Origin of the sequence: Devosia aurantiaca (assembly GCF_011058215.1) — a bacterium.
Classification (GTDB): Bacteria; Pseudomonadota; Alphaproteobacteria; order Rhizobiales; family Devosiaceae; genus Devosia; species Devosia aurantiaca.
In genome coordinates this window covers 1,069,469-1,089,619 of the sequence record NZ_JAALFG010000001.1, presented here as the reverse complement: position 1 = coordinate 1,089,619, position 20,151 = coordinate 1,069,469, and the positions used below count along the sequence as shown (strand labels likewise).

Annotated in this window: 16 protein-coding genes and 1 tRNA gene; 5 read left to right on the top strand and 12 right to left on the bottom strand. The window is 62.7% G+C overall.

Going from position 1 to position 20,151, the window contains the following annotated elements; all coding sequences use genetic code 11:
- The first annotated feature begins 96 nt into the window (after window positions 1-96).
- From G5575_RS05570 to G5575_RS05555, 4 genes are all read left to right on the top strand, one after another.
- Window positions 97-699, top strand: a complete 603-nt coding sequence (locus G5575_RS05570; protein ID WP_164533424.1) for a c-type cytochrome — start codon at window positions 97-99, stop codon at window positions 697-699.
- Window positions 696-2,468 (top strand): pyrroloquinoline quinone-dependent dehydrogenase, encoded by a 1,773-nt coding sequence (locus G5575_RS05565; RefSeq protein ID WP_164533423.1) that lies wholly within the window; start codon window positions 696-698, stop codon window positions 2,466-2,468. The genes G5575_RS05570 and G5575_RS05565 overlap by 4 nt, the downstream gene beginning before the upstream one ends.
- Window positions 2,469-2,548: 80 nt before the next feature.
- Window positions 2,549-3,394: a substrate-binding periplasmic protein gene (locus G5575_RS21545; protein WP_164533422.1), complete on the top strand. Its 846-nt coding sequence runs from the start codon at window positions 2,549-2,551 to the stop codon at window positions 3,392-3,394.
- Window positions 3,391-4,002 (top strand): zinc metalloprotease, encoded by a 612-nt coding sequence (locus tag G5575_RS05555; protein ID WP_164533421.1) that lies wholly within the window; start codon window positions 3,391-3,393, stop codon window positions 4,000-4,002. Before G5575_RS21545 ends, G5575_RS05555 begins: the two co-directional genes overlap by 4 nt.
- A 2-nt stretch (window positions 4,003-4,004) precedes the next feature.
- Here the strand turns inward: G5575_RS05555 and G5575_RS20095 are convergent, their stop codons facing one another.
- From G5575_RS20095 to G5575_RS05490, 12 genes are all read right to left on the bottom strand, one after another.
- Window positions 4,005-5,609 (bottom strand): ABC transporter permease, encoded by a 1,605-nt coding sequence (locus G5575_RS20095; RefSeq protein WP_328765861.1) that lies wholly within the window; start codon window positions 5,607-5,609, stop codon window positions 4,005-4,007.
- Window positions 5,610-5,669: 60 nt separating this feature from the next.
- Window positions 5,670-6,512 carry an ABC transporter ATP-binding protein gene (locus G5575_RS05540; protein ID WP_235935609.1) on the bottom strand — a complete coding sequence of 281 codons (843 nt, stop codon included), beginning with the start codon at window positions 6,510-6,512 and terminating at the stop codon, window positions 5,670-5,672.
- Window positions 6,509-7,519, bottom strand: a complete 1,011-nt coding sequence (locus G5575_RS05535) for an ABC transporter substrate-binding protein (protein WP_328765860.1) — start codon at window positions 7,517-7,519, stop codon at window positions 6,509-6,511. The genes G5575_RS05540 and G5575_RS05535 overlap by 4 nt, the downstream gene beginning before the upstream one ends.
- Before the next feature lie 32 nt (window positions 7,520-7,551).
- Window positions 7,552-8,304, bottom strand: coding sequence for an ABC transporter permease (locus tag G5575_RS05530; protein WP_164533419.1), 753 nt, complete (start codon window positions 8,302-8,304; stop codon window positions 7,552-7,554).
- Window positions 8,301-9,275, bottom strand: a complete 975-nt coding sequence (locus G5575_RS05525) for an ABC transporter ATP-binding protein (RefSeq protein WP_328765859.1) — start codon at window positions 9,273-9,275, stop codon at window positions 8,301-8,303. The genes G5575_RS05530 and G5575_RS05525 overlap by 4 nt, the downstream gene beginning before the upstream one ends.
- Window positions 9,272-10,096 carry a DUF58 domain-containing protein gene (locus G5575_RS05520; RefSeq protein WP_164533418.1) on the bottom strand — a complete coding sequence of 275 codons (825 nt, stop codon included), beginning with the start codon at window positions 10,094-10,096 and terminating at the stop codon, window positions 9,272-9,274. Before G5575_RS05520 ends, G5575_RS05525 begins: the two co-directional genes overlap by 4 nt.
- A gap of 47 nt (window positions 10,097-10,143) precedes the next feature.
- A complete protein-coding gene (locus tag G5575_RS05515) occupies window positions 10,144-11,115 on the bottom strand; it encodes an AAA family ATPase (RefSeq protein ID WP_235935607.1) in 972 nt (323 codons plus the stop codon).
- A gap of 61 nt (window positions 11,116-11,176) precedes the next feature.
- Complete coding sequence (locus G5575_RS05510) at window positions 11,177-15,409, bottom strand: VWA domain-containing protein (protein ID WP_164533416.1); 4,233 nt, start codon at window positions 15,407-15,409, stop codon at window positions 11,177-11,179.
- Complete coding sequence (locus tag G5575_RS05505; RefSeq protein ID WP_164533415.1) at window positions 15,410-16,825, bottom strand: hypothetical protein; 1,416 nt, start codon at window positions 16,823-16,825, stop codon at window positions 15,410-15,412.
- A gap of 84 nt (window positions 16,826-16,909) precedes the next feature.
- Window positions 16,910-17,353 carry a pseudoazurin gene (locus G5575_RS05500; protein WP_235935606.1) on the bottom strand — a complete coding sequence of 148 codons (444 nt, stop codon included), beginning with the start codon at window positions 17,351-17,353 and terminating at the stop codon, window positions 16,910-16,912.
- A gap of 164 nt (window positions 17,354-17,517) precedes the next feature.
- Complete coding sequence (locus G5575_RS05495; protein ID WP_207632998.1) at window positions 17,518-18,441, bottom strand: ATP/GTP-binding protein; 924 nt, start codon at window positions 18,439-18,441, stop codon at window positions 17,518-17,520.
- A 112-nt stretch (window positions 18,442-18,553) separates the two neighbouring features.
- Complete coding sequence (locus tag G5575_RS05490) at window positions 18,554-19,705, bottom strand: alpha/beta fold hydrolase (protein ID WP_164533414.1); 1,152 nt, start codon at window positions 19,703-19,705, stop codon at window positions 18,554-18,556.
- Between the two features lie 307 nt (window positions 19,706-20,012).
- Between G5575_RS05490 and G5575_RS05485 the strand changes: the two genes are divergently transcribed.
- A tRNA-Gly gene (locus G5575_RS05485) sits at window positions 20,013-20,086 on the top strand.
- The last annotated feature ends 65 nt before the right edge of the window (window positions 20,087-20,151 follow it).

Sequence of the window (20,151 nt, the reverse complement as noted above, 5' to 3'; positions counted from 1 at the left end):
GAGGGTCGCACGGTCTTAGGCTGCAAAGAAAAGCGGCGAAACCAAGATTTCAAGTCAGCGCCGCAAGACGACATTGGACTACAGAGGAAACTCATTTTGAAAAAATCCATTCTAGCTGCAGCAACAGTTGCAGCGATGCTGGCTGTCGCCCTGCCGGTCCATGCCCAGCATGCGGGCGGCGCTGTCGAAGCACCGGACCTGACCGATCTTCCCGAAGTGGAAGCGGGGGAGCAGGTCACCGGCGGTGATATCGACACCTCCGAGCGCACGATCTGGGACGGTGTCTTTACGGCCGAGCAGGCGGAAGCCGGCGGCAAGCTCTATACCCAGTATTGCCAGGGTTGCCATGGCAAGACCGGCCGCGGTTCGCCCGGCGGTCCGGGCGTCACCGGCGCAAACCTCAACAAGAAGTGGGAAGAAACGTCGCTTCTCGACTTCTGGACCTTTGCCCACACCAACATGCCCCCGGCGCTGCCGGCAGGGTCGGTTCCGAGCAGGACTACGTCAACATCGTCGCCTACATCATGGAAATGCATGGCGCTGAACCGGGCGATAGCGAGCTTGTCTGGAACGAGGAGCAGCTGGGAAATATCTACATCGTCCGCAAACCCAAGGACTGATGTCTTCAGACGTGCCTACCAACTAAGAATGACGCCCGAAATTACTCGGGCGCCCTGTCTAAAAAAGGGAAGAGAATGAAAGCCACACTTTCTGTTCTGCTGGCATCGGTTGCGATGCTCAGCCTGAGCTCGGCTGCGCAGGCGCAGGTCGATATCAATGCAATGGAAATGGTCACGGACGAGATCCTGGCGAACCCGGCAGATGGCGATTGGCCGTCCTATGGCCGCGATGTCATGAACTATCGCTATAGCCCGCTCGACCAGATCAACAAGGATAACGTCAAGCAGCTGTCGCTGGTTTGGGGCCGTGCACTCGAGCCGGGCAACCTGCAGTCCGCGCCGCTGGAATTCGGCGGCGTGATGTTTATCGCTTCCCCGGGCGACGTGGTGCAGGCCATCGACGCGGCCACCGGCCAGCTGGTGTGGGAATACCGCCGTACCCTTCCCGATCGCGAAACGCTGAACTCGCTGGGCGAAAACAAGCGCGGCATCGCGCTTTATGAAGACAAGATCTACATGGTGTCCTGGGACAACTTCATCGTTGCCCTCGATGCCAAGACCGGCCAGGTCGCCTGGGAAAGCGATCGCGGCGGCGGTTCGGACCTCATTTCCAACACCACTGGCCCGATCGTGGCTGACGGTGTCGTGGTTGCCGGTTCCACCTGCCAGTATTCGGAATTTGGCTGCTACGTGACCGGTCACGATGCTGCCACGGGCGAAGAACTCTGGCGCAACACTTTCATCCCCAAGGCGGGTGAAGAAGGCGACGACACCTGGGGCGACTCCACCGAAGACCAGCGCTGGATGACCGGCGCCTGGGGCCAGATGACCTATGATCCGGTCACCGACCTCGTGTTCTACGGCTCGACCGGTGCCGGTCCGGCTGCCGAATTCCAGCGCAACACCGTTGGCGGTACGCTTTATGGCTCCAACACCCGTTTCGCGGTGAAGCCGAAGACCGGCGAAATCGTGTGGCGCCACCAGGTTCTGCCACGCGACAACTGGGACCAGGAATGCACCTATGAAATGATCCCGGTCGACATCAACTCGGCACCCGCCGAGGACATGGAAGGCCTTCTGGCCCTCGGTACCGCCGAGCCGGGCGAAAAGCGCGTTCTCACCGGCGTGCCCTGCAAGACCGGCGTGATGTGGCAATTCGATGCCGAAACCGGCGAGTTCATCTATGCTCGTGACACGGTCTCGGAAAACCTCATCGACAATGTCGACGAAACAGGTCTCGTCACCATCAACGAAGCGGCGATCCCCACCGAAGTCGATACCCCCACTTTCATGTGCCCGACCTATCTCGGTGGTCGTGACTGGCCGCCGACCGCGTTCAATCCCGAAACCAAGGTCATGTTCGTTCCGCTGACCAATATGTGCGCCAATGTTTCCGTGCTGGACCAGGAGCCGACCGGCCTCGACGTCTACAATACCGAGCTCGAATATGAGCTTCCGGAAGGCGTGACCAATGCGGGCCGTATCGACGCCATCAACGTCGAAACCGGCAAGACCGTCTGGAGCTGGACCGACATTACTCCGGTCTACGCCCCGATCGTTTCCACCGCTGGTGGCCTGATCTTCGTCGGCGGTTCCGATCGCAAGTTCAAGGCCATCGACCAGGACACGGGCGAAGTCGTCTGGTCCACCACCCTGCCCTCGCGTGCGACCGGTCACCCGATTTCCTATGAAGTCGACGGCCGCCAGTTCATCGCGATCCCAGCTGGTGGTCCTGGCTATGCAAGCCTCTTCATGGAAGCCTCGGGCACCACGGCCGACACCGCCTCGGGTAGCAACGCGGTCTATGTGTTCGCGCTGCCGGAAGCTGAAGAAGTTGCCAGCAACTAAGCTGCAGCAATGAGAAAACGAGGCCCGGCAAAGAACCTCTTTGCCGGGCCTTGTCTTTGCCCAACATACGGATGTCGCGCGTGAAAAACCTTCTCCGCCTGCTTGCTCTCGCCGTGCCGCTGATCGCCGGATCGGTTGCGGCGCAGCCCTTGACCGATGTGGTGCCGCGCGACCTTTACACCGACCGCCTGCGCCAGGACGGCAACAGCATTTCCTTTTGCTACAATCCGCAGGGGATGATGGCCGAGTTCGAGCAGGAACTGGCGCAGGTCATCGGCTCGGTGCTCCTGGTCGAGCCCAAGCTCATCACCATGGACAATCCGCGCATTCCTACCAATCCGCTCGATTACCGGCTGCCCTTCCTCGAAGAGGCCATATTCATCCTCTTGGCAGAGCAGTGCGACGTGATCATGGGCTATGTGCTCGCGACATCGGTGCCGGACTGGCTGTTGCTGACCCGGCCATATCTCTCGACCGGCAATTTGCTGGTGACCAAGCTTCCCGACATCGCGACCATCGATGATCTGCCCAAGGACCAGCGGATCGGCACGCGCAGCATGTCGGTTTCGGACAACCGGCTGCAGGCCTATATCGCGACGCTTCCTGCCGACCAGCGCTGGAAGCGGTCGACGCTCTACCACAACCAGCGCCTGCTCGAGCAGATGGAGAGCGGCGAGATCGGCGCGGCCGTGATCTGGGCACCGGCTCTCTACTATGCGACGGACGGGGCTCCGGAGGCCGCCGGCTACCACATCCTCCCCCTGCCCTTTGCCGATCGGAAGACCGAGATCGGTCTCGCGACGCGTTCCAACAACACCTATCTCAACTCGATCCTGGGCGACGCCATTGGCGAACTGATCGCGGATGGGACGCTTCAGGATCTGGCGGAAAGCTTCAATCTCGGTCCGGACAGCGTGCCGAATTGAGCTTCGAGCTTCCGCTTCAGATCATCATCATCCGCATCATAGGTCTTCTTCTCGTGGGCCTTGTGCATGCGCTGGTGCTGGTGGGGGCCGTCACCGCCCTCGGAGATCGCGGCCCGCGCTATGAGGGGCGATTGTCGCCCAACCCTCTAGTGCATGCCGCTCCGCTGGGCATCGTGGTTGCGGTCTTAACCCTCGGTGGCTGGATCCGGCAGCTGGACCTCGACCCGGCTCAGCTCCGCCAAGGCCGTGTGGCGCTTGCCGGCGCGGTTCTGCTGAGCCTCGTCGTGCCGGTGATCGTCTTCGTGCTGCTGCTGCAGTTGCGCGGTCTTGCGGTCGTTAATTTGCAGCCGTCCTACTCCAACGTCATCAATCTTGGCCTGCGCAGCTTTGCCGAGATGAGCGTCGTCTTTGCGGTGATGAACCTCATTCCGCTGCCACCCTTTGCCGGCGGCTATCTGCTGCAAGCGGCAGCGCCGAAGCTTTATGAGGCGGTGCAGCCAAAGACGACGATCATCGCATTGGTCGTGGTCGTGCTCGCGGTGATCGATCGCGGCACCGTGGTGCGGGCCGTGACGGGTTCGCTGGTGCGGGCCATCGCCAGCACGTGAGCCTATTCGAGCTCCGGCGCCGCACCGCCGCCGATCACCGTCTCGATGTCGGCAATATCGTACTTATCCTTGAGCCGGTCGACGGTGCCATCGGCCTCCAGCTGGTCGAGCGCAGCGGTCAATCGGCGCTTGAGGGTCAGGTCGCCTTTCCAGAGACCGATGCCAAGGGGATAGCGCTCCTCGGTGCCCGGCGCCCAGCTTACTGACCAGTCATTGGCGCCAGCAATCTGGCGCGCCACCAGGGCTTCGCTGATGCCGGCATCGAGCGTCCCATCGGCCAGTCCCGCTTGAAGCGCTTCGGCACTGTTGACGATGCGCGGGCGCAGACCCATCTGCCGCAGGCTGCGGCTCAGCGCCACGCGATCGAGCCCGCTGAGGCCGGCATAGAAACCGACGGTCTTGCCGTCGAGGCTGGTCAGAGGCTCGGGCGAAACGACAGCCCAGCCGGTGGATAGATAGGGCGCCGTGGCATCAAGATAGGAGAGCACCGGCGTCGTCAGCGCGATGCCGCCAGCGAGCACCTGGCACTGGGCGCGCGTCACGCGCCAGCTGCGCGGGTTGAAGTCTTTGGCCATGGCGGCGTTGGGCAGGATGTTGAGGCGGAGGTCGAGCCTTTGCGCCAGCTGCCCCAGCAATTCCACATCGAAACCCGGCTCGGCCGGATCCGCGGTGACGAGCGGAGGATAGAGCGTGGGCATGCAGGCGGTAATGCGCCCCGTTTCGCGGATGGCTTCGTACGAATTGTCCGGTGGCAGGAGGTAGATGGCGCCGAACAGGAGGCCGATGACGCCGAGCGTGCCGAGGTCGCCAACCCATTTCGGACGCGTGCTTATGCGAGGGCCGGCCATGTCATGCCTTCCGGAAATCGAGCAACGCCCAGATGAAGAACCCAACCGCCATGGCCGAAAGCAGGATCGGCCCGATCGCGGGATCGAACTGGTTGAAGCGAATGAAGGTCCCCGCAAGGCGTCGACCGCATAGGTGATCGGGTTCCACTCGACCAGCGTCACCAGCCATTCGGGATAGACAACCAGCGTTTGGGCGCGCGTTAGGGCTGGATCGAGCGGGAACACGGAACTGGACAAGAAATAGAGCGGCAGGATGACCGCGTTGGAGAAAACGCCGAAGCCTTCGAAGCTGCGGATGCGCGAAGCGATGATGACGCCAAAGGAGGTGAGCCCGAAGGCGAGAAGGAACATGAACAGCAGGCCGAGCAGCAACCGGTCCCACGTGATGACCACGTCGGCGAAGGGCGCCAAGGCCAGGACTAGGCAGCCATGGAAGACGGCGATGGTGGTACCGCCTAGGATCTTGCCCAAAAGTGCAGCCCAGCGCGGCAGCGGCGACACCAGCACTTCGCGCAGGAAGCCGAATTCGCGGTCCCAGATCACCGACACCGCCGACTGCACCGAGGTGTACATGATGTTGAGGACGACGATGGCCGGGAAGATGAACTGGATATAGGTATAGGGTACGGCAAAGCGCACTTCGCCGAAGACCTCACCCCGAAAATATGGGTTGAGGCCGATGCCCATGATCAGCACCCACATCAGCGGGCGGCTGACGCCACCGATGAGCTGGCCGCGATCGCGGATGGCGCGCTTCACCTCACGCAGCCAGATCGCGTAAATTCCCCAAGCAGGCCCATAGGGGCTCCCTTTCAGCAGTCAGTCGGCCGCGCCCAGATTGCGGCCAAAGAAATCGGATTCCGGATCGATCAGCACCAGCGTGCGGATGCGATCCCAAAGGTAGGCGCGCAGCTCGATAAAGCGCTTCTCGGCGCGCACGTCGTAGCTCCAGCGCGGGCGGTCGAGGCCCACATCGATGACTTCGAGAATGCGACCGGGACGCGGTCCCATCAGCACGACCTGGTCGGCGAGCAGGATTGCTTCGTCGACGCTGTGTGTGACAAAGAGCGCCACCGATTGCCGCGCGCTCCAAAGGCGCATTAGCTCGATCTGCATCAACTCGCGCGTCTGCGCATCGATGCTGGCAAAAGGCTCGTCCATGAGAAGGATGTCGGGCTCGGTAGCGAGGGCACGGGCCAGGGCCACGCGCTGGCGCATGCCGCCGGAAAGCTCGGACGGATAGTTGTCGATAAAGCGGGCAAGGCCGACCAGATGGATGTAGCGCTCGGCGCGTGCGCGGCGCTCGGCCTTGTCGGCAATGGATTCGGCCAGCGCAAACTCGACATTGCCGCGCACTGTAGACCAGGGGATCAGCCGGAAGGACTGGAACATGAAGCCCATGTCGGGCCCCGGTTTCGGCGTCGCTCCGGAAACGAGGACCCTGCCCTGATCGGGAAGGATGAGCCCATCGACGATGCGCAGGATCGTGGTCTTGCCGCAGCCCGAGGGACCGAGCAGGGACACGAAGGCGCCGTCCGGGACAGAAAGGTTGACATCCTTCAGCGCAACGGTGCCGGCGGCTTTGTCGCCAGCACCAAAGGTCTTGGACACGCCCGTGAGCACGATACGATCAGGCTGCGTCGGGGCGTCGAGTGCCATCATCGTGTGACCGGGTCCATCTTGTCGTCGGTGCCAAGGTCGGCCAGCACTTCGTCGATCAGCGTGAAGTCGGTCCACTCGGTGATGGTCACTGGCCGCACATTGGCGAAGTCTTCGCCCTGGTAGAGCGCGGTCACCGTGGCTTCGAGTTCATCCTTGCTGAGCCCGCCATTGGTGCTCCAGCTGTTCTGGAAGCTGGTGCCAAGTTCTGTCAGCGTCGCGGGGTCGGCGGATGGCAGCGCCGTTTCCATGGCCGATACCCAGGCCGCAGGATCGGCGGCATAATCGCGCGAGGCCTTGATCAGCGCGGTGATGACCTTCTTGACGTCATCGCGTCGTTCATCGAGCACCTCCTGGGTCACGATGTTGACCTTGCTCACCTGCGGCGCCGCCTCGTAATAGGCCGCCTGATCCACCAAAACATGCAGCCCCGTCGTGTCCGGTATCGAGCTCCAAACCCCAATGGAAACAGTGGTCGCATCCACCTGACCCGCCACCAAAGCCTGCGCCCGGACATTGGGCTGGCCAAGCGCGACAAACTCCACCGCACTTGTGTCCACCCCGTTCGCCGCCATCACCCGAGTGCTCAGCGACTGATCAAGGCTGCCTGGGCGCCCGATGCCGAAGCTTCTGCCGGCAAGATCGGCCGGGGTGGCGATCTCGTCCTTGGCCACGATCAGGAAAGGCAGCGACTTGTTGGGCGAGATAACGGCGCGAAGGTCATCGGCACCGCCGGCAACCAGAAGCAGCAGCGCATCGACCCCGATATTGGCCATTTCCCCTTCGCCGGCCTGGATGGCGGCAAGGGCAGAGGGCGTCTGCTGGACGCGGACCAATTCCACGTCGACGCCTTCGCGTTCGAAATAGCCCTGCTGCACGGCCAGATCCATGACCGAGTTCGGCACCAAAGGTGTCTCAAGATCGGTAACGATCAGGCGGAAGGGCTCGGCATTGGCGCTGGTGGCGGTGAGCAGAAGCGCGGTGATTGCTCCAAGAATGTTGGTCTTCACGATGTTTCCTCCTCTGTCTTGTTCGGTGCGTGTCAAAGAACGGCATCGCTTCGTCGCCAGCGGCCAAGACGATTTTCGAGATATCTGAGGGCTTCGGTGACGATGACGCCGATCAGCGCCAGGGTCAAAACGATGACGAAATACTCGGCCATGCGGAAGGTATTGCCATAGATGGCCAGAAGGCCACCCAGGCCTTTTACGGCGGTGTAAAGCTCGGCAACGACGGTGTTGATAAGGCCGATGGTGGCCCCGACGCGCAGGCCGACAAGGATGAAAGGCACGGCACCGGGCAGCACGATGCTGGTAAAAATACGCTGCCGCCTGGCCCCAACCGAGCGGGCCATCTCGATCAGCTCCTGGTCGGAATTGAGGGCGCCGGCATAGGTATTGATTAGGATCGGCATGACGGCGCCGAGAAAGATGATCAGGATCTTGGCCTGCGGCCCGAGCCCTAGGAAGACGATGATCAGCGGGATAAAGGCGACGCGGGGCGTGGCCGAGAGCGCATAGACGAATATTTCCAGTGTCTTGCCGAGTGGGCGGACCGTGCCCATCACAAGCCCGATCGGAATGCCGACAAGGATGGCTGCAGCGTAGCCGCCCAGATAGATCGAGATACTGTCGACAAGCGCAGTGCTCAGCCGGCCTTCGGAGATCAGAACGCCTGCCGCCAGCATGGTGGCCCAGGGCGACGGCACCAGATTACGCTCGACCACCGTCGAGGCAAGCCACCAGAGCGCGATCAGCGCCGCCAGAAAGATCAGCCGATAGAAGGCAATCCTCATGAGCGGCGGCCCCGCTTGGCATTGCGCTTTTCGCTTTCATCCGCCCCCTTGTCGCGCAGCTCGCGGCCGGTGAGGGTCAGGAAGACGCTTTCAAGACTGGGCGTGTCGAAGGAGACCTGGCGGATGCGGGTGCCGAATTCGGCAAGGAAGGCATCGGCAAAGCCGGGCGCACCGGCATCGACGATGATGCTGCCGTCCTTGGCCGTCTGCAAGCTGCCATAGCGCTCCGTCAGCGCCGCCGCCACGTCCGGATCGCGCGGCAGGACACGCGCCGTTTCTTTGCCGAACCGGTGCTTGAGCTCGGCGGGCGAGCCATCGGCAATGATCTTGCCGTGGTCGATGATCGAGACCTTATCGCAGTTCTCGACCTCTTCGATGTAGTGGGTCGTGACAACGATGGTGAGATCGCGCTGGCGGCGGAGCGTATCAAGATAGCTCCAGATGCCGGCACGCGACTGGGCGTCGAGACCGACGGTGGGCTCGTCGAGGAAGAGGATTTTCGGCTTGTGCAGCAGGGCGCGGGCGATTTCGAGCCGCCGCTTCATTCCGCCGGAAAAACTGCGCACGACGGCGTGGCGCCAGGGTTCGAGTTCCACCAAGGCCAGGAGTTCATCAATGCCGGCCTTCCGCTCGGCCGCCTTCACGTTGTAAACGCGGCCGTGGAAGTCGAGATTTTCGAAGGCGGTCAGGCGGTCGTCGAGGCTGGGTTCCTGGAAGACGACGCCGATATTGCGGCGCGCCTGCAGCGGCTTCTTGCGCACATCGGCGCCGGCGATCAGGGCGGTGCCCTCGTCGGCAGCCAGAATGGTGCAAAGAATATGGATGAGCGTCGTCTTGCCAGCGCCGTTTGGACCAAGGAGCGCAAAGGTGGCGTTGCGCGGCACCTGCAGGTTGACGTCTTCGAGCGCTGTCATGCGGCCATAGCGCTTGGTGAGGCCGGCAACATGGATGGCGGCTTCGGTCTCGGTCACAGCAATACCCCGGCAGCGCGCAGGTCGCGCAGAAAGAAACGTGAAATGTCGGCGGCAGAGGACAGGGCAAAAAAGCGCCCACCGCTTCTCACCAGCCGCTGCCGCAGCGTGGCCTGGAAGGCTTTGAGCGCGTTGCGGTAATCGGTGACCACGGCTTCGTCGATCACCGTTTCGACCTCGTCGCCGGTTTCGTCATCCACTAGCAAGACGCTGCCATTACCCAGGCTGGTGGGGTCAATTTCTTCGGGCGCAGCGACCTGGATGCCGAGGATGTCGTGGCCCTGGCCCTCGAGCACATCGAGGGCGCGCATCATGCGCTCGTCCCACCAGTCGCTTACCACAACCACATAGGCGGCCTTGCCCATGTCGCGCACGGCGCGCTCGATGTCGGCGCCGAAATCGGTGCGATCGCCCGGCTCGATGTCGCTGAACCAGTTGAAGAGGATGTCCGCGCGCGCCCCGCCCTGCAATGCCTGCGACCAGCGGAAGCCGCTATTGCCGGAGACCCCAACGCGCACCCGGTCACCGGACGAAAGTCCAACAAAAGCCGCGACCTGGGCGATCTGAGCGGCGGTGGCGAACTTTTGTGGCGTGCCGGCGAGCATGGAGCGGGTGCCGTCGAGCAGAATGAAAATGGGCAGCTGACGATCGACGAAATATTGGCGGATATAGCTTTCGCCCAGCCGCGCCATGACGCGCGGATCGAGATGGCGCACGTCATCGCCGGCCCGATATGGCCGGTGCTCGGCAAATTCGAGCCCTGCCCCCTTGGTGTTCGACCGCCGCTCGCCAATGCCTACCGACGGCGTTGCCCTAGTCATCAGGAAACGCGCGGTGGATAACTGTTCGAGAAGGGCGGGGGAAGGTTTCACAAGACGCCCTTGATGCTGGTGTCGAGGAGCTTGCCGAGCAGGTTTTCGAGCGACACGCCATCGGCTCGGCCCTCGAAATTGAGGTGCACGCGGTGGCGCGTGGTGGCGAGCAGCATGGCTTTGACGTCATCAAAGCTGACGGCGAAGCGGCCGTTGAGCAGCGCATGACCCTTGGCGGCCAGCACCAATGCCTGGGCGCCGCGTGGGCTCAATCCGAAGCGCAGGTAGCGCTTGACATCGGCGGTGGCATTCGCGGCCGCAGGCTGGGTGGAGATGGCAAAATTGGCAATGGCGCGACGCACGTGGTCGGCTAGTGGAACACTGCGAACGAGCGCCTGGACGGCGATGATGTCTTCGGGACTGAGATGCTGCTCGGTGATCGTTTCGGCTGTGCCGGTCGTGCTGTCGAGAATGGCGGAAAGGGTTTCGGCCGTGGGCAGCGGCACGTCGAGCTGAAGGAGGAAGCGGTCGATCTGCGCTTCGGGGAGAATGTAGGTGCCGTCCATTTCAAGCGGGTTCTGGGTGGCCAGCACGAAAAAGGGCTCGGGCAGCTTCATGGTCTGCCCGGCAGCGCTGACGGTGCGCTCCTGCATGGCTTCGAGCAGCGCTGACTGGGTACGCGGGGTAGCGCGGTTGATCTCGTCGGCGAGCAGCAGTTGCGTAAAGATGGCGCCACGCTGAAATTCGAGCATGTTGCGACCACTCGTATCGGGCACCAGAACCATCGACCCGGTAATATCGGCGGGCATCAGATCGGGCGTGAACTGCACGCGTGAAAAGGAAAGACCAGTGGCCTGCGCCAGGGTGCGGACCAGAAGGGTCTTGCCGACGCCGGGTGGGCCTTCAAGAAGGACGTGACCGCCAGCGATGAGGCCGATCATCAGGTCCTCGATGATGCGTTCCTGCCCCAGTACCGCCCGGCCGATCTCGTCGCGCGCGGCGCCGAGCGCTGCGAGGAGGCGGTGCATTTCCGCGTCCGCTTGGTCGGTGCTTAGGGCTGGTGACGACATCTGGGCTCTTCCCTCGGGCTTATGTGTGGACTGGTTCGCCGACCCGCGGGCGAGCAGTTGCTGGTGTTGTTTGGATCGGCCGACCGTTGCCGGTTGGCTGTCGTTTCGGCGCGAAAAGGCGCGTGTAGCGGACGGTCAGCTCGACCATGAATAAGGCAAGCGCGAAGGCAAGCCAGACCGGCCAGGCTGGCCACATGACCCAGCGATCCGGCAGGTTGCGGAGGACGGGCGATGCGACATCCACGGCGCCGCCGCTCTGCACGGCAAGTTGGCGGAGCGCTTGATCGGGAGCGGTAGAGCCAAGATGGGCTGGATAGTCGAGGGCAAGAGTTTGCGAGGTGGCAAGCTCGCCAGCGGTCAGGTCGAAACGGAAGCCTCCCGCCGAGCCGGGATAGTAGGCTGCGCGATAAAGGCCGGTGCCGGTCTTGCTCAGCGGCAGGATGGTCGGTTCACCAATATCGGACGTCACCACCAGCTGTGGTAAGGTGTCGAGCGCGGCGTTGCGCAGGGTAATGTCGGCAAGGATGCCATCGCCCTGGCGGACGAGGTCCAAGATCGCATCACCTTTGGCGACGCCGGGCAGGAACTGGCGGACGACTTGCGCCCATAGTGGGGCATAGTTGTCCATTTGCTGCCATTGAGACGACCAGGGTCCCACCGCTTCGGTGGTAAGTGCCAGCACCTGGCCCGCACCAAAGCGCCAGGAGGCGAGCAGCGGCATGGGTTCGCCCTTGCTGTCGGGCACCACCATGGAAAGCTGTGCGGCCGGCTTTGCCGTCGTCAGGACGAAACCGTCAATGGGAGGCATGGTGGCGGGGAGGCCGCGGAGAAAGGGCTCGGTGCGGCTGGCCCAAAGCGGCTGGGTCGTGCCGGTTTCGATGGGCGAGCCGGAAAGCAGCATGGCCTCTTGCGAGAGGATGGATGGGAGAGCCGCAAAGTCGTCGGTGGCGTGGAAGCTACCGCCGCCAAGCCTAGCGATTTCTTCAATGAGGCCGCGCTCGGCGCCCTCACCAATGGACACGGAGGACACGGTGATGCCGGCCGCGCGAATTTGGCTCAGGAGGCCCGGGAAGTCGCCGGGCTGGCTGAGCCCGTCGGTCATGACGATGATGTGGCGCGCTGGCGTGTCGACGCCCTCCAGCATGCGGTATGCGGCTTCAAGGCCAGGATAGACTGAGGTACCGCCGCCCGGATCGACGCTGGTCAGGGCGGCTGAAACGGCGGCAGGATCGCTGATGCGCGACAGCGGCAGGACGGTGGTCGCTTCGGAGTCAAAGACGATGATGCCGACCTGGCTGTTCTGGTTCAGCAGGTCGATGGCTGAAAGCGTCGCCTGCTTGGCGACATCGAGCCTGGTGCCATTGCCCACTGCCTGCTGCATGCTGCCGGAGCGATCGAGAACAAAAACGAGCGTGGCTTCGGGCGCATCGCGCGGCACGCGGCTCGAGAGTGGAGACGCGTCTTCGAGCGGCGTTTCGAGATAGCCGCCCGGTCCAAAACTGTTGGGCCCGCCAAGGATCAGGAGACCCATGCCCTGGTCGGCGACCGCGCTTTCAAGCTGCTCCTGTTGCAGCGTGGTCAGCGCAATGGCGGGAACGTCGATCAGGACGGCGCCATCATAGGCGGCCCAGTCGCGGGGGCGATAAGGAACGCGGTCGGGTTCGATCACCGTGCCGGTAATGCCTTGGCCTTCGAGCCAGGCCGCAAAAGTGGCACCGCGCGCGGGATCGTTGGCAATCACGGCAACCTGGCCGGCATCGCCCACTTCGATCCAGCGGGAAAGTGCGTCGTTTGCCGGGTCGCCGCTATCGGAGCCGGTGGCTGTCAGCCGATAGCGGGCGGCCCCTGGCGTGACGTCGGAGATGATGGTTTCGACGCGATTGTCGCCGGCAACGAGGGCAACCTGCTGCTCGACCAGGGTTTCACCGTCGCGCTCGAAGCGGAGCGTGGCGGGCTGGTCGCTGGCCGAGTGGACGATGCCGCCCAGCTGGAAGGTATCGCCGGAAAACACAGGATCGGGTGCTTCGAGGGCTGAAATGTAGAGAGCGTCTTCGTTCGGGGAGAAGGCCGATATGTCGAGCACGATGTCGCGCTGGCGAAGGGTGTCGGTCAGCGCTGAAAGATCGTCGTCTTCGCCGAACGTGTCGCCGCTGACGAAGATGTGGCCGGGAGCGTTCCAGGGGATGGAGGCCGCGGCCAAGGCGAGGCTTGATTGGGGCGCGCTTGCGAAGCCGGAATTGTCGTCACCAGCACTGGCAATAATTGTTCGGTCAACGCCGTCTGCTTCGATTCCGCCGGGAGCAACCACCTGCACCAGCGTCTCCCCAGCTTGTCGCGAGGGCAATGGCGCGTTGAACAGCGCCGCGACGGCCAAGGCGAGCACGACGACATGCAGCGCAAGGGCGATGCGACGGCGGGTGCTAAGCGGATTGGTGTTGCGCAGGCCGTCGGCCACAAGGAAGCGCTCGGCACCGCGACCCGACACGATCGCCTCGGCGAGCAGGGCTAGAGCGGCCAGCCCGATCAGGATTGGCCACAAGGGAAGCGGGAAGTCGGCAGGCTGGGTCGTGTCTCCGCCGACGCCGGGTTCAGCGGCAGCGGCATTGACGGCAAGCAGGGTGCGATGTTCGCCCTTGGCCACTTCGTAGAGCCCGGCAGCAGTCGGAACCCAGTTGGCGATGGCGATAGAGGAAGATGGAGTTTCGGCAGTGAGCCGGGTGATGGTGCCGCCTTCGAAGCGCCGATCAAGGCGGCAGGTGGCGCCGACTTGGCATGGTGCGCCGGGCGTCTTGGTAGCAAGCCCCAACCAGTCGACGAGATTGGCCGCAAACACCGGCATGGACGGCTGTTGCGACCAGTCGGCATTGCGGGGGTCGAAGGCCAGCGCGATGTTGCGGCCGAATTCGCTCGGCTCGGTGATTATCAGCGGCTGGTCGCCCGCGCGCAGCAGCACTTCGGCGTTTGCACTAGATGGCAGCGCAAACCCGTCACCGGTGGTGATCGAGGTCCAATCCACATCGCGCATCAGCGGATGGGCAGCGTTGGCCGCGGTGGGCGCTGTCGCAGGCATGGCTGTGAGGGGATCGCTGCCGATGCCGGCATTGCCGATCCACAGAACATTGCTTTCGGGTTGACGATCTACGAATTGGTTGTCGACGATCACCAGACCGAACTGGCCGAGATCGGCCGGCAGTTGCGGCGCCTGGAAAATCTGTGTGCCGTCGACGGCGCGCAGGGCGGTGAGCAGCGGCTGATTGCCGGCACCAAGGTAAAGGATGTCGAGGGTCGGCGGTGCCTCGGCGACGACGAAGCGGACGACATTGTCGAAACTGTTGCCGTCATCGGAGAGCGTCGCGCTGACGATGCCGGGCCCTGGCAGGTCGAGTGTCGTGGTAAAACTCTTGGTGACGGCGGCCTCGGCCGCGGCGGCGTCGGGATTGCCGATGGTGCGGCGGCTCCATTCGAGCGGCTGCTCCCCAAACGCGGTGGCGAAGCCGACCACGACCTCGGTGGAGGCCTGGCCGGGATCGAGGCGGACGGAGCCGGACAGCGACCAGCTGTTTGGCTTGTCGGGATCCTGCTCAATGGTCGCAGCGATGGCGGCATTAGGCGTGTCGCTGTCGAAAAGCGAGGTCTCCACCGAGACCGTGTCGGACAGAACCGGCAGATCAATCGACCTGTCGGAATAGATGACAATCCGCGTCGCCTCTCCTTCAGCGATCAGCGGACGCAGGGTTTCGGGCAGCTTGCTCCAGTCGGCGGGGCCATCTTCGGCAGCAATGCTGGCAACGGCCTCGGCCATGCCTGCGGTGCCGATGGGCTGGTTGACGAGGATCGGCTGCGTGTGCGCGCCGACGGCAAGCAGTGACTGCCGGCCGGCGCCTGCCGCCCCGGCCAGCCGGCTGCGCAGCGCTGCGCCCGCCTGGGCAAGAAGGGTTTCGCCGTCATCGAGTGCCTGCATTGGTCCCGAGCGATCCAGCACATAGATCCAGTGATCGACAGGTGGCGCGCGGTTGAGAAGCGGCTGCGCCAGGGCTGCAACCATGGCCAGCACGACGAGCAATTGCAGGAACAAAGACCAACTGGGGTTTGGCCATTGCCAGATGCGGTTGCGGCGCACCTGCCCCATCTGCAGCTGCCGCCAGATGACGAGGCTCGGTACCGCCATGTTGCGGCGGCGCCGGATGTGGAATGCCAACACCACCAGCGCCAAGGCTGCGAACACCAAAGCGAATGGGGCGAGGAGCTGCATCTAGCGCTCCGGCTCGGCGGCGGGTCGGTTGAAATAATGCGAGACGACAGGGCTGGCAGAAGGCGCGATACGCTGGCGTCTCACCACCTGGGCAAGCTGTCGATCCCAGACGGCGCCGCCGTCCGTTACGGCCTCCGTGGCGCTGAGCTCGGCGCTGGTCGGCACATGCATGCGGATGCGACTGCCTTCACTCACCTCGTCGGCAGCGATGGACATGGTCTGGGTCGGATCCGCCATAGTTTCGAGGAAGGCGCTGTTTTCGGCCAGTGCCTGCGATCCGCCACCGGCGATGTTGCTTTCGCCCTTGCCTGATTGCGCCGCTGCGCCGACAGGAAGCGATCCGGCACTCGTAAAGGCCTCGTCCTCCATCGGCTTGGCGAGGCTTTCGCCGCCACCGAGGCTGGCGTTTTCGAGAGTGCCTTCGCGATCGGAAACGGCGTTATCGCTTGGCGGTGAATTGCCCTGTGGGGTGGGCGTGGCGCTGCGTGCCATGCGATCATCGTCGAGCCTATACATGTCGGCCGACGAAATCCTGCTGCCTTCGCCATTGCGTTCGGCCAGGCGGGCACGCTGTTCGGCAGCCTGCTGCCGCGCCGTGTTGAAGGCCACGGCATTCTGGAGGACCGCGCCGGCATTCTGGCCCTGATCGAGCCATTCGGGATTGTCGCCAGCGTAGCCGGCCGCCGCATGCTCCATTAGTGCTTGCAATTGCGTCTCGATTTCGGCTTGCGAGGCGCCGTCGCGCGCCTTTTCAGCAAGCGCTTCGATGGAATTGGCGAGCGCCTCGAGATAGTCGCTGTTGCGACGCTCGGCATCATTGGCAATAAGTTTGGCCAAGACGTCGAGATCTTCCGCGGCAATGGCGTTCTGGGCTGGCGTTTCGGCCGGCTCGGCTGCGGCAGTAATGGGTTGAGGCGCGGCATTCAGCAGCCCATAGGCAAGCGCGGTTCCCGAAAGCGCGACCAGAAGTGCGGCCACGCTGATGCCGAGCAGGCGGGTCTGCATGGGAATGGCGCGGACGATGTCGATGCTATTGGCTGCGTCGCCAGCTTTGTGGAGCAGCGATCGGGTGACTGCGGTGTCGAGCCCGCGATTGGCCACGTAAATGGCGGATGAAAGTTGCTCAGACAGGCCCAGGGCGTGATCGACGCGGCGCGCCACGACGCCCGTGCGCGTTTGTCGTCCAAGGACGTTCAGCGTGAGCATGGCGAGGCAGGCCAGCGTCAGCCCGGCGATTAGCCAGGCGGCACTCGGCCATTCGGGACCAAGAAGGACTATCGCTCCTCCCAGAGCGGCAATTCCGATTGCCAGTGTGAAGACCAGAAGAGGCAGAAAACGCGCTTTCTTGCTGCGCCGTCCAACTTCGGTCAGGACCCTGAAGACTTGGTTCGAGCCAATTTCTTGTTGTTCAGACATCCATGTGCTCCGCAGGCGGGTCCTGCATCGCCCGGCCCCTCCTCAAGGGCCGGACGGCGCGCTAACCCGCCTTTGGAAAAAGGTTTACTGACCAACCATTGCGGCGAGTTCGGCGAAGGCATCCTTGACCTTGGCCGGGCCGCGAGCATTCGTGATGTCTTCAAGGTTTGCCGGGGCATCGCCCACAACGATCAGGCCGACCATGCCCATCGCGAAGTGCGGTGCGCACTTGTAGCCATAGGCGCCTTCAACGTCGAAAGTGACGCTGAATTCTTCGTTGATCTTGCCCTTGAACTCGTTGCCACCCTCGGGGAACATGTCCTTGATGGTTTCGGCGTTGTGGCCTTTGTCGGTCGGGATGAACTTGACCGTGTCACCCACTTCGATCTGCAGGAAGGCCGGCTCGAACACCATCGACTTGCCGTCGGCGCCCTTGTTGAGCATGTGCACTTCGTACTCGGCCGCGGAAAGCGAAAGGGTCGAAGCCAGCACCAAAGCGGCGGCGGTCAGAATGCTGCGAAATTTCAAAGCAATAACTCCAAATAGTAAGATGTGCGTCGCTTCATCTGCAAACGCATCGTGTTGTTGATTGAGTGAGCGGCACAGAGCTTACGCCCTGGCTGCCTGTCGGTGAAAACTGACGCCCTCCAACAAACATGTTAGGCCGTCAGCCCCTCCCTATCAATATGGCTTTAGTGGCATCGTATAACAACCGGAGGGCCGGCCGATTGAGGACCAACTCTCCAGATCGACCTTTTTGGCCAGTCGATGCTGAATTTCAGCAGCTGATTTTCCATCATCAATGGCACGTAAACGGCCTCGCCATCCGCCCCGAGGTCAGCGGTGCCCATGCCGAATTGACCGAGATCGGTCGGTTCGCCGCTTTCGGATACGCCGATGATGCGGCCGCCGAAGAAGTCGCTCACGACATATTGGTCGCCGACTTTGACAACGCCGTCGAGAAAGCCGAGCTTTTCGGTTCCCGCCATCGGCGTCACAGCCTTGGTTGTTACGTCGACCGAGACCAGACCGCCCGGCACCATGTCTTCCTGTTTTTCAGCCAGGGTGCCGAAGCTCGCAATGATCAGGCTATTTGCATCGGCCAGGATGCCGTTGGGACTATCGAGCGCCGGGTTTTCGACAAAGAGTTCGGCCGCATCGCCGCTGACGGAATAGATGCGATTGGCAAAGGTGTCGGTGACATAGACCGTGCCATCGTCCGAGGCGGTGACATCGTTGAGGAAGCTCGCGCCCTCGACCGCGATCGTGTTCATTTCGCCGCTGGCCAGATCGACGACGCGGACATTGGTCAGGTCAGCGACGTAGAGCTTGCCGCCCGTGATCGCCATGCCCTTGGGCGCATCGAGACCTTCGACCCAGGCATCGTCGATCATCTTACCGTCAAGGCCAATGGCCGAAAGCGTGCCATTGCCATCCGCCTCGGTCGCCTCGCCGACGATATTGGAGACGATCAAACGGCTATTTGCCTCGTCGAATATCACGGACTCGGGCGTGGAGAGCCCTTCCGTGCGCCACACCTCGGCCGCGCCGGCCAATGACACCATTCCGGCAAGTGCGGCGCTGCTCAATGCGGCGCTGATTACAGTCTTACGCAAAGCGATCCTCCTCCTTTTATTGAGGAGAATGCTAGGCCATAGATTTATTTTATCCAAGAGCCGGAAAGAGATACGCGCATCGGAGTGGCTGCGTTTCGACCCATACTTTAGTCTAGGCGCCGCCTGAACTCGCGTGGGCAGATACGGGTTGAACCTCCGAAACGAAGGCGGCGAGCGCGGCATTGTACTGCGCAGCGCATTCGAGCATGCCCATGTGATTGGCGCCCTCAATATGGCGAATGGCGGCGCTGCCCGCTTGCGCTGCAATCTCGACACTTGCCGAAGGTTTGGTGACGATATCCATTTCGCCGGCAACAAGCAGCACCGGCACACCGACCTTTGCCAGCGCCGCTGTGGCATCCCAGCGGAACATGGCCAGATTGCCCTTGGCGATTTCGCCCTGCGGGTTGCGTGTCGAGAGCAGCGACACATGGTTGAGTTGGCTTCGCGTGACGTATTTGCCAAAGCCGACCCGATTGGCGAGGTGGGTCATTCCGCTAAGATAGCTCTGCCAGGCGCTGAGCCAGGCGAGAGGGTGCAGCAGGATCGTGAGCCGGAACATGGGCTCGAGCAATGGCCAGCGGATCGCCTGCATGAAGCGGGGCAAGATCATGGTCCTGAGTGGATTGGTGAAGGTCGTGTTCAGCAGCGCCACCCCGGCGACACGTTCGCGGAACAATGTGGGATTGTCGCGCGCCAGGGTTTGGATGGTCATGCCGCCGATGCTGTGCCCTGCCAGCACGACCTTGTCCGCGCCGGACCAGGCGATCACCGAAGCAAGGCTTGCAGCGAAGTTTTCGAGGCTAACCGGTCCCTTGGAAAGCCCAAGTCCCGGTAGGTCCCAGACGATGACCCGGAAGCGCCGCCCGAGATCGCGCTTGGCATAATGCCAGATGGTGCTGTCCATCGACCAACCATGGGTCAGGATGACCGTGGGACCGGAGCGCAGGCCCGGGTCCTCGACATAAAGCGTGCTGCCGTTCGGCCCGGCAATGGTCTGTCCCGCGCCCCGATCAGCCTTGGACTTCTCGCCACGATCGGGCCGAGCCAGCAGCGGCGCAACAACAAGCTTTCCGAGGAACGAGAAAGCGGCCAGCCCGAGGGCCCAATACAAGCGCCAGTCTTCGCGCAGGCGGACGAGGTCTCCATCAGGCTCGCGCACGAGATCGCCGTCGTACCAGCTCCAGGCCAGATAGATCATGACCCCCAAAATTATAAGGGAGATAACAGTGGTGAAAAAGCGGATGATGGCTATCAGCGGCATGATGTCTCCGGCATTTGAAGGCGCAGTGCGTCCCTCGAAACTGGCCCGTCAATCATCGCTTTCGCTATTGGTTCCCCAGCGCCAAACCATGCGTATTCGGGTTCCAGAATGATGCGTTTGCATCGAAAGCATGGATCGGTCCGGGCGTGGTGACGTTGAGTCCTAAACCGGAGTTTCCCATGCTTGTCGCCCTGATCCTCACCCTTGCCGTCTTTTCGATCATGCTGGTGCTCGTGGATGGCGAGCCCGATTGATCGCTGACCGCCGCTTGACGCTCACCCCGATTTCCAGCATCTATCGCTGCATCGCGGGTGTAGCTCAATGGTAGAGCAGAAGCTTCCCAAGCTTACGACGAGGGTTCGATTCCCTTCACCCGCTCCACCTCTTCCCAACATCGGTACATAGCGCTGCGTTGAGACACGCTGCGTGTTGCTCGCTGCAGCACA

Bases quoted from the DNA above. Each gene is read 5' to 3' on its own strand.
- G5575_RS05565 (WP_164533423.1), top strand. From the start codon at position 696: ATGAAAGCCACACTTTCTGTTCTGCTGGCATCGGTTGCGATGCTCAGC.
- G5575_RS05540 (WP_235935609.1), bottom strand. From the start codon at position 6,512: ATGATGGCACTCGACGCCCCGACGCAGCCTGATCGTATCGTGCTCACG.
- G5575_RS05530 (WP_164533419.1), bottom strand. From the start codon at position 8,304: ATGAGGATTGCCTTCTATCGGCTGATCTTTCTGGCGGCGCTGATCGCG.
- G5575_RS05520 (WP_164533418.1), bottom strand. From the start codon at position 10,096: ATGACTAGGGCAACGCCGTCGGTAGGCATTGGCGAGCGGCGGTCGAAC.
- G5575_RS05515 (WP_235935607.1), bottom strand. From the start codon at position 11,115: ATGCACCGCCTCCTCGCAGCGCTCGGCGCCGCGCGCGACGAGATCGGC.
- G5575_RS05510 (WP_164533416.1), bottom strand. From the start codon at position 15,409: ATGCAGCTCCTCGCCCCATTCGCTTTGGTGTTCGCAGCCTTGGCGCTG.
- G5575_RS05505 (WP_164533415.1), bottom strand. From the start codon at position 16,825: ATGTCTGAACAACAAGAAATTGGCTCGAACCAAGTCTTCAGGGTCCTG.
- G5575_RS05490 (WP_164533414.1), bottom strand. From the start codon at position 19,705: ATGCCGCTGATAGCCATCATCCGCTTTTTCACCACTGTTATCTCCCTT.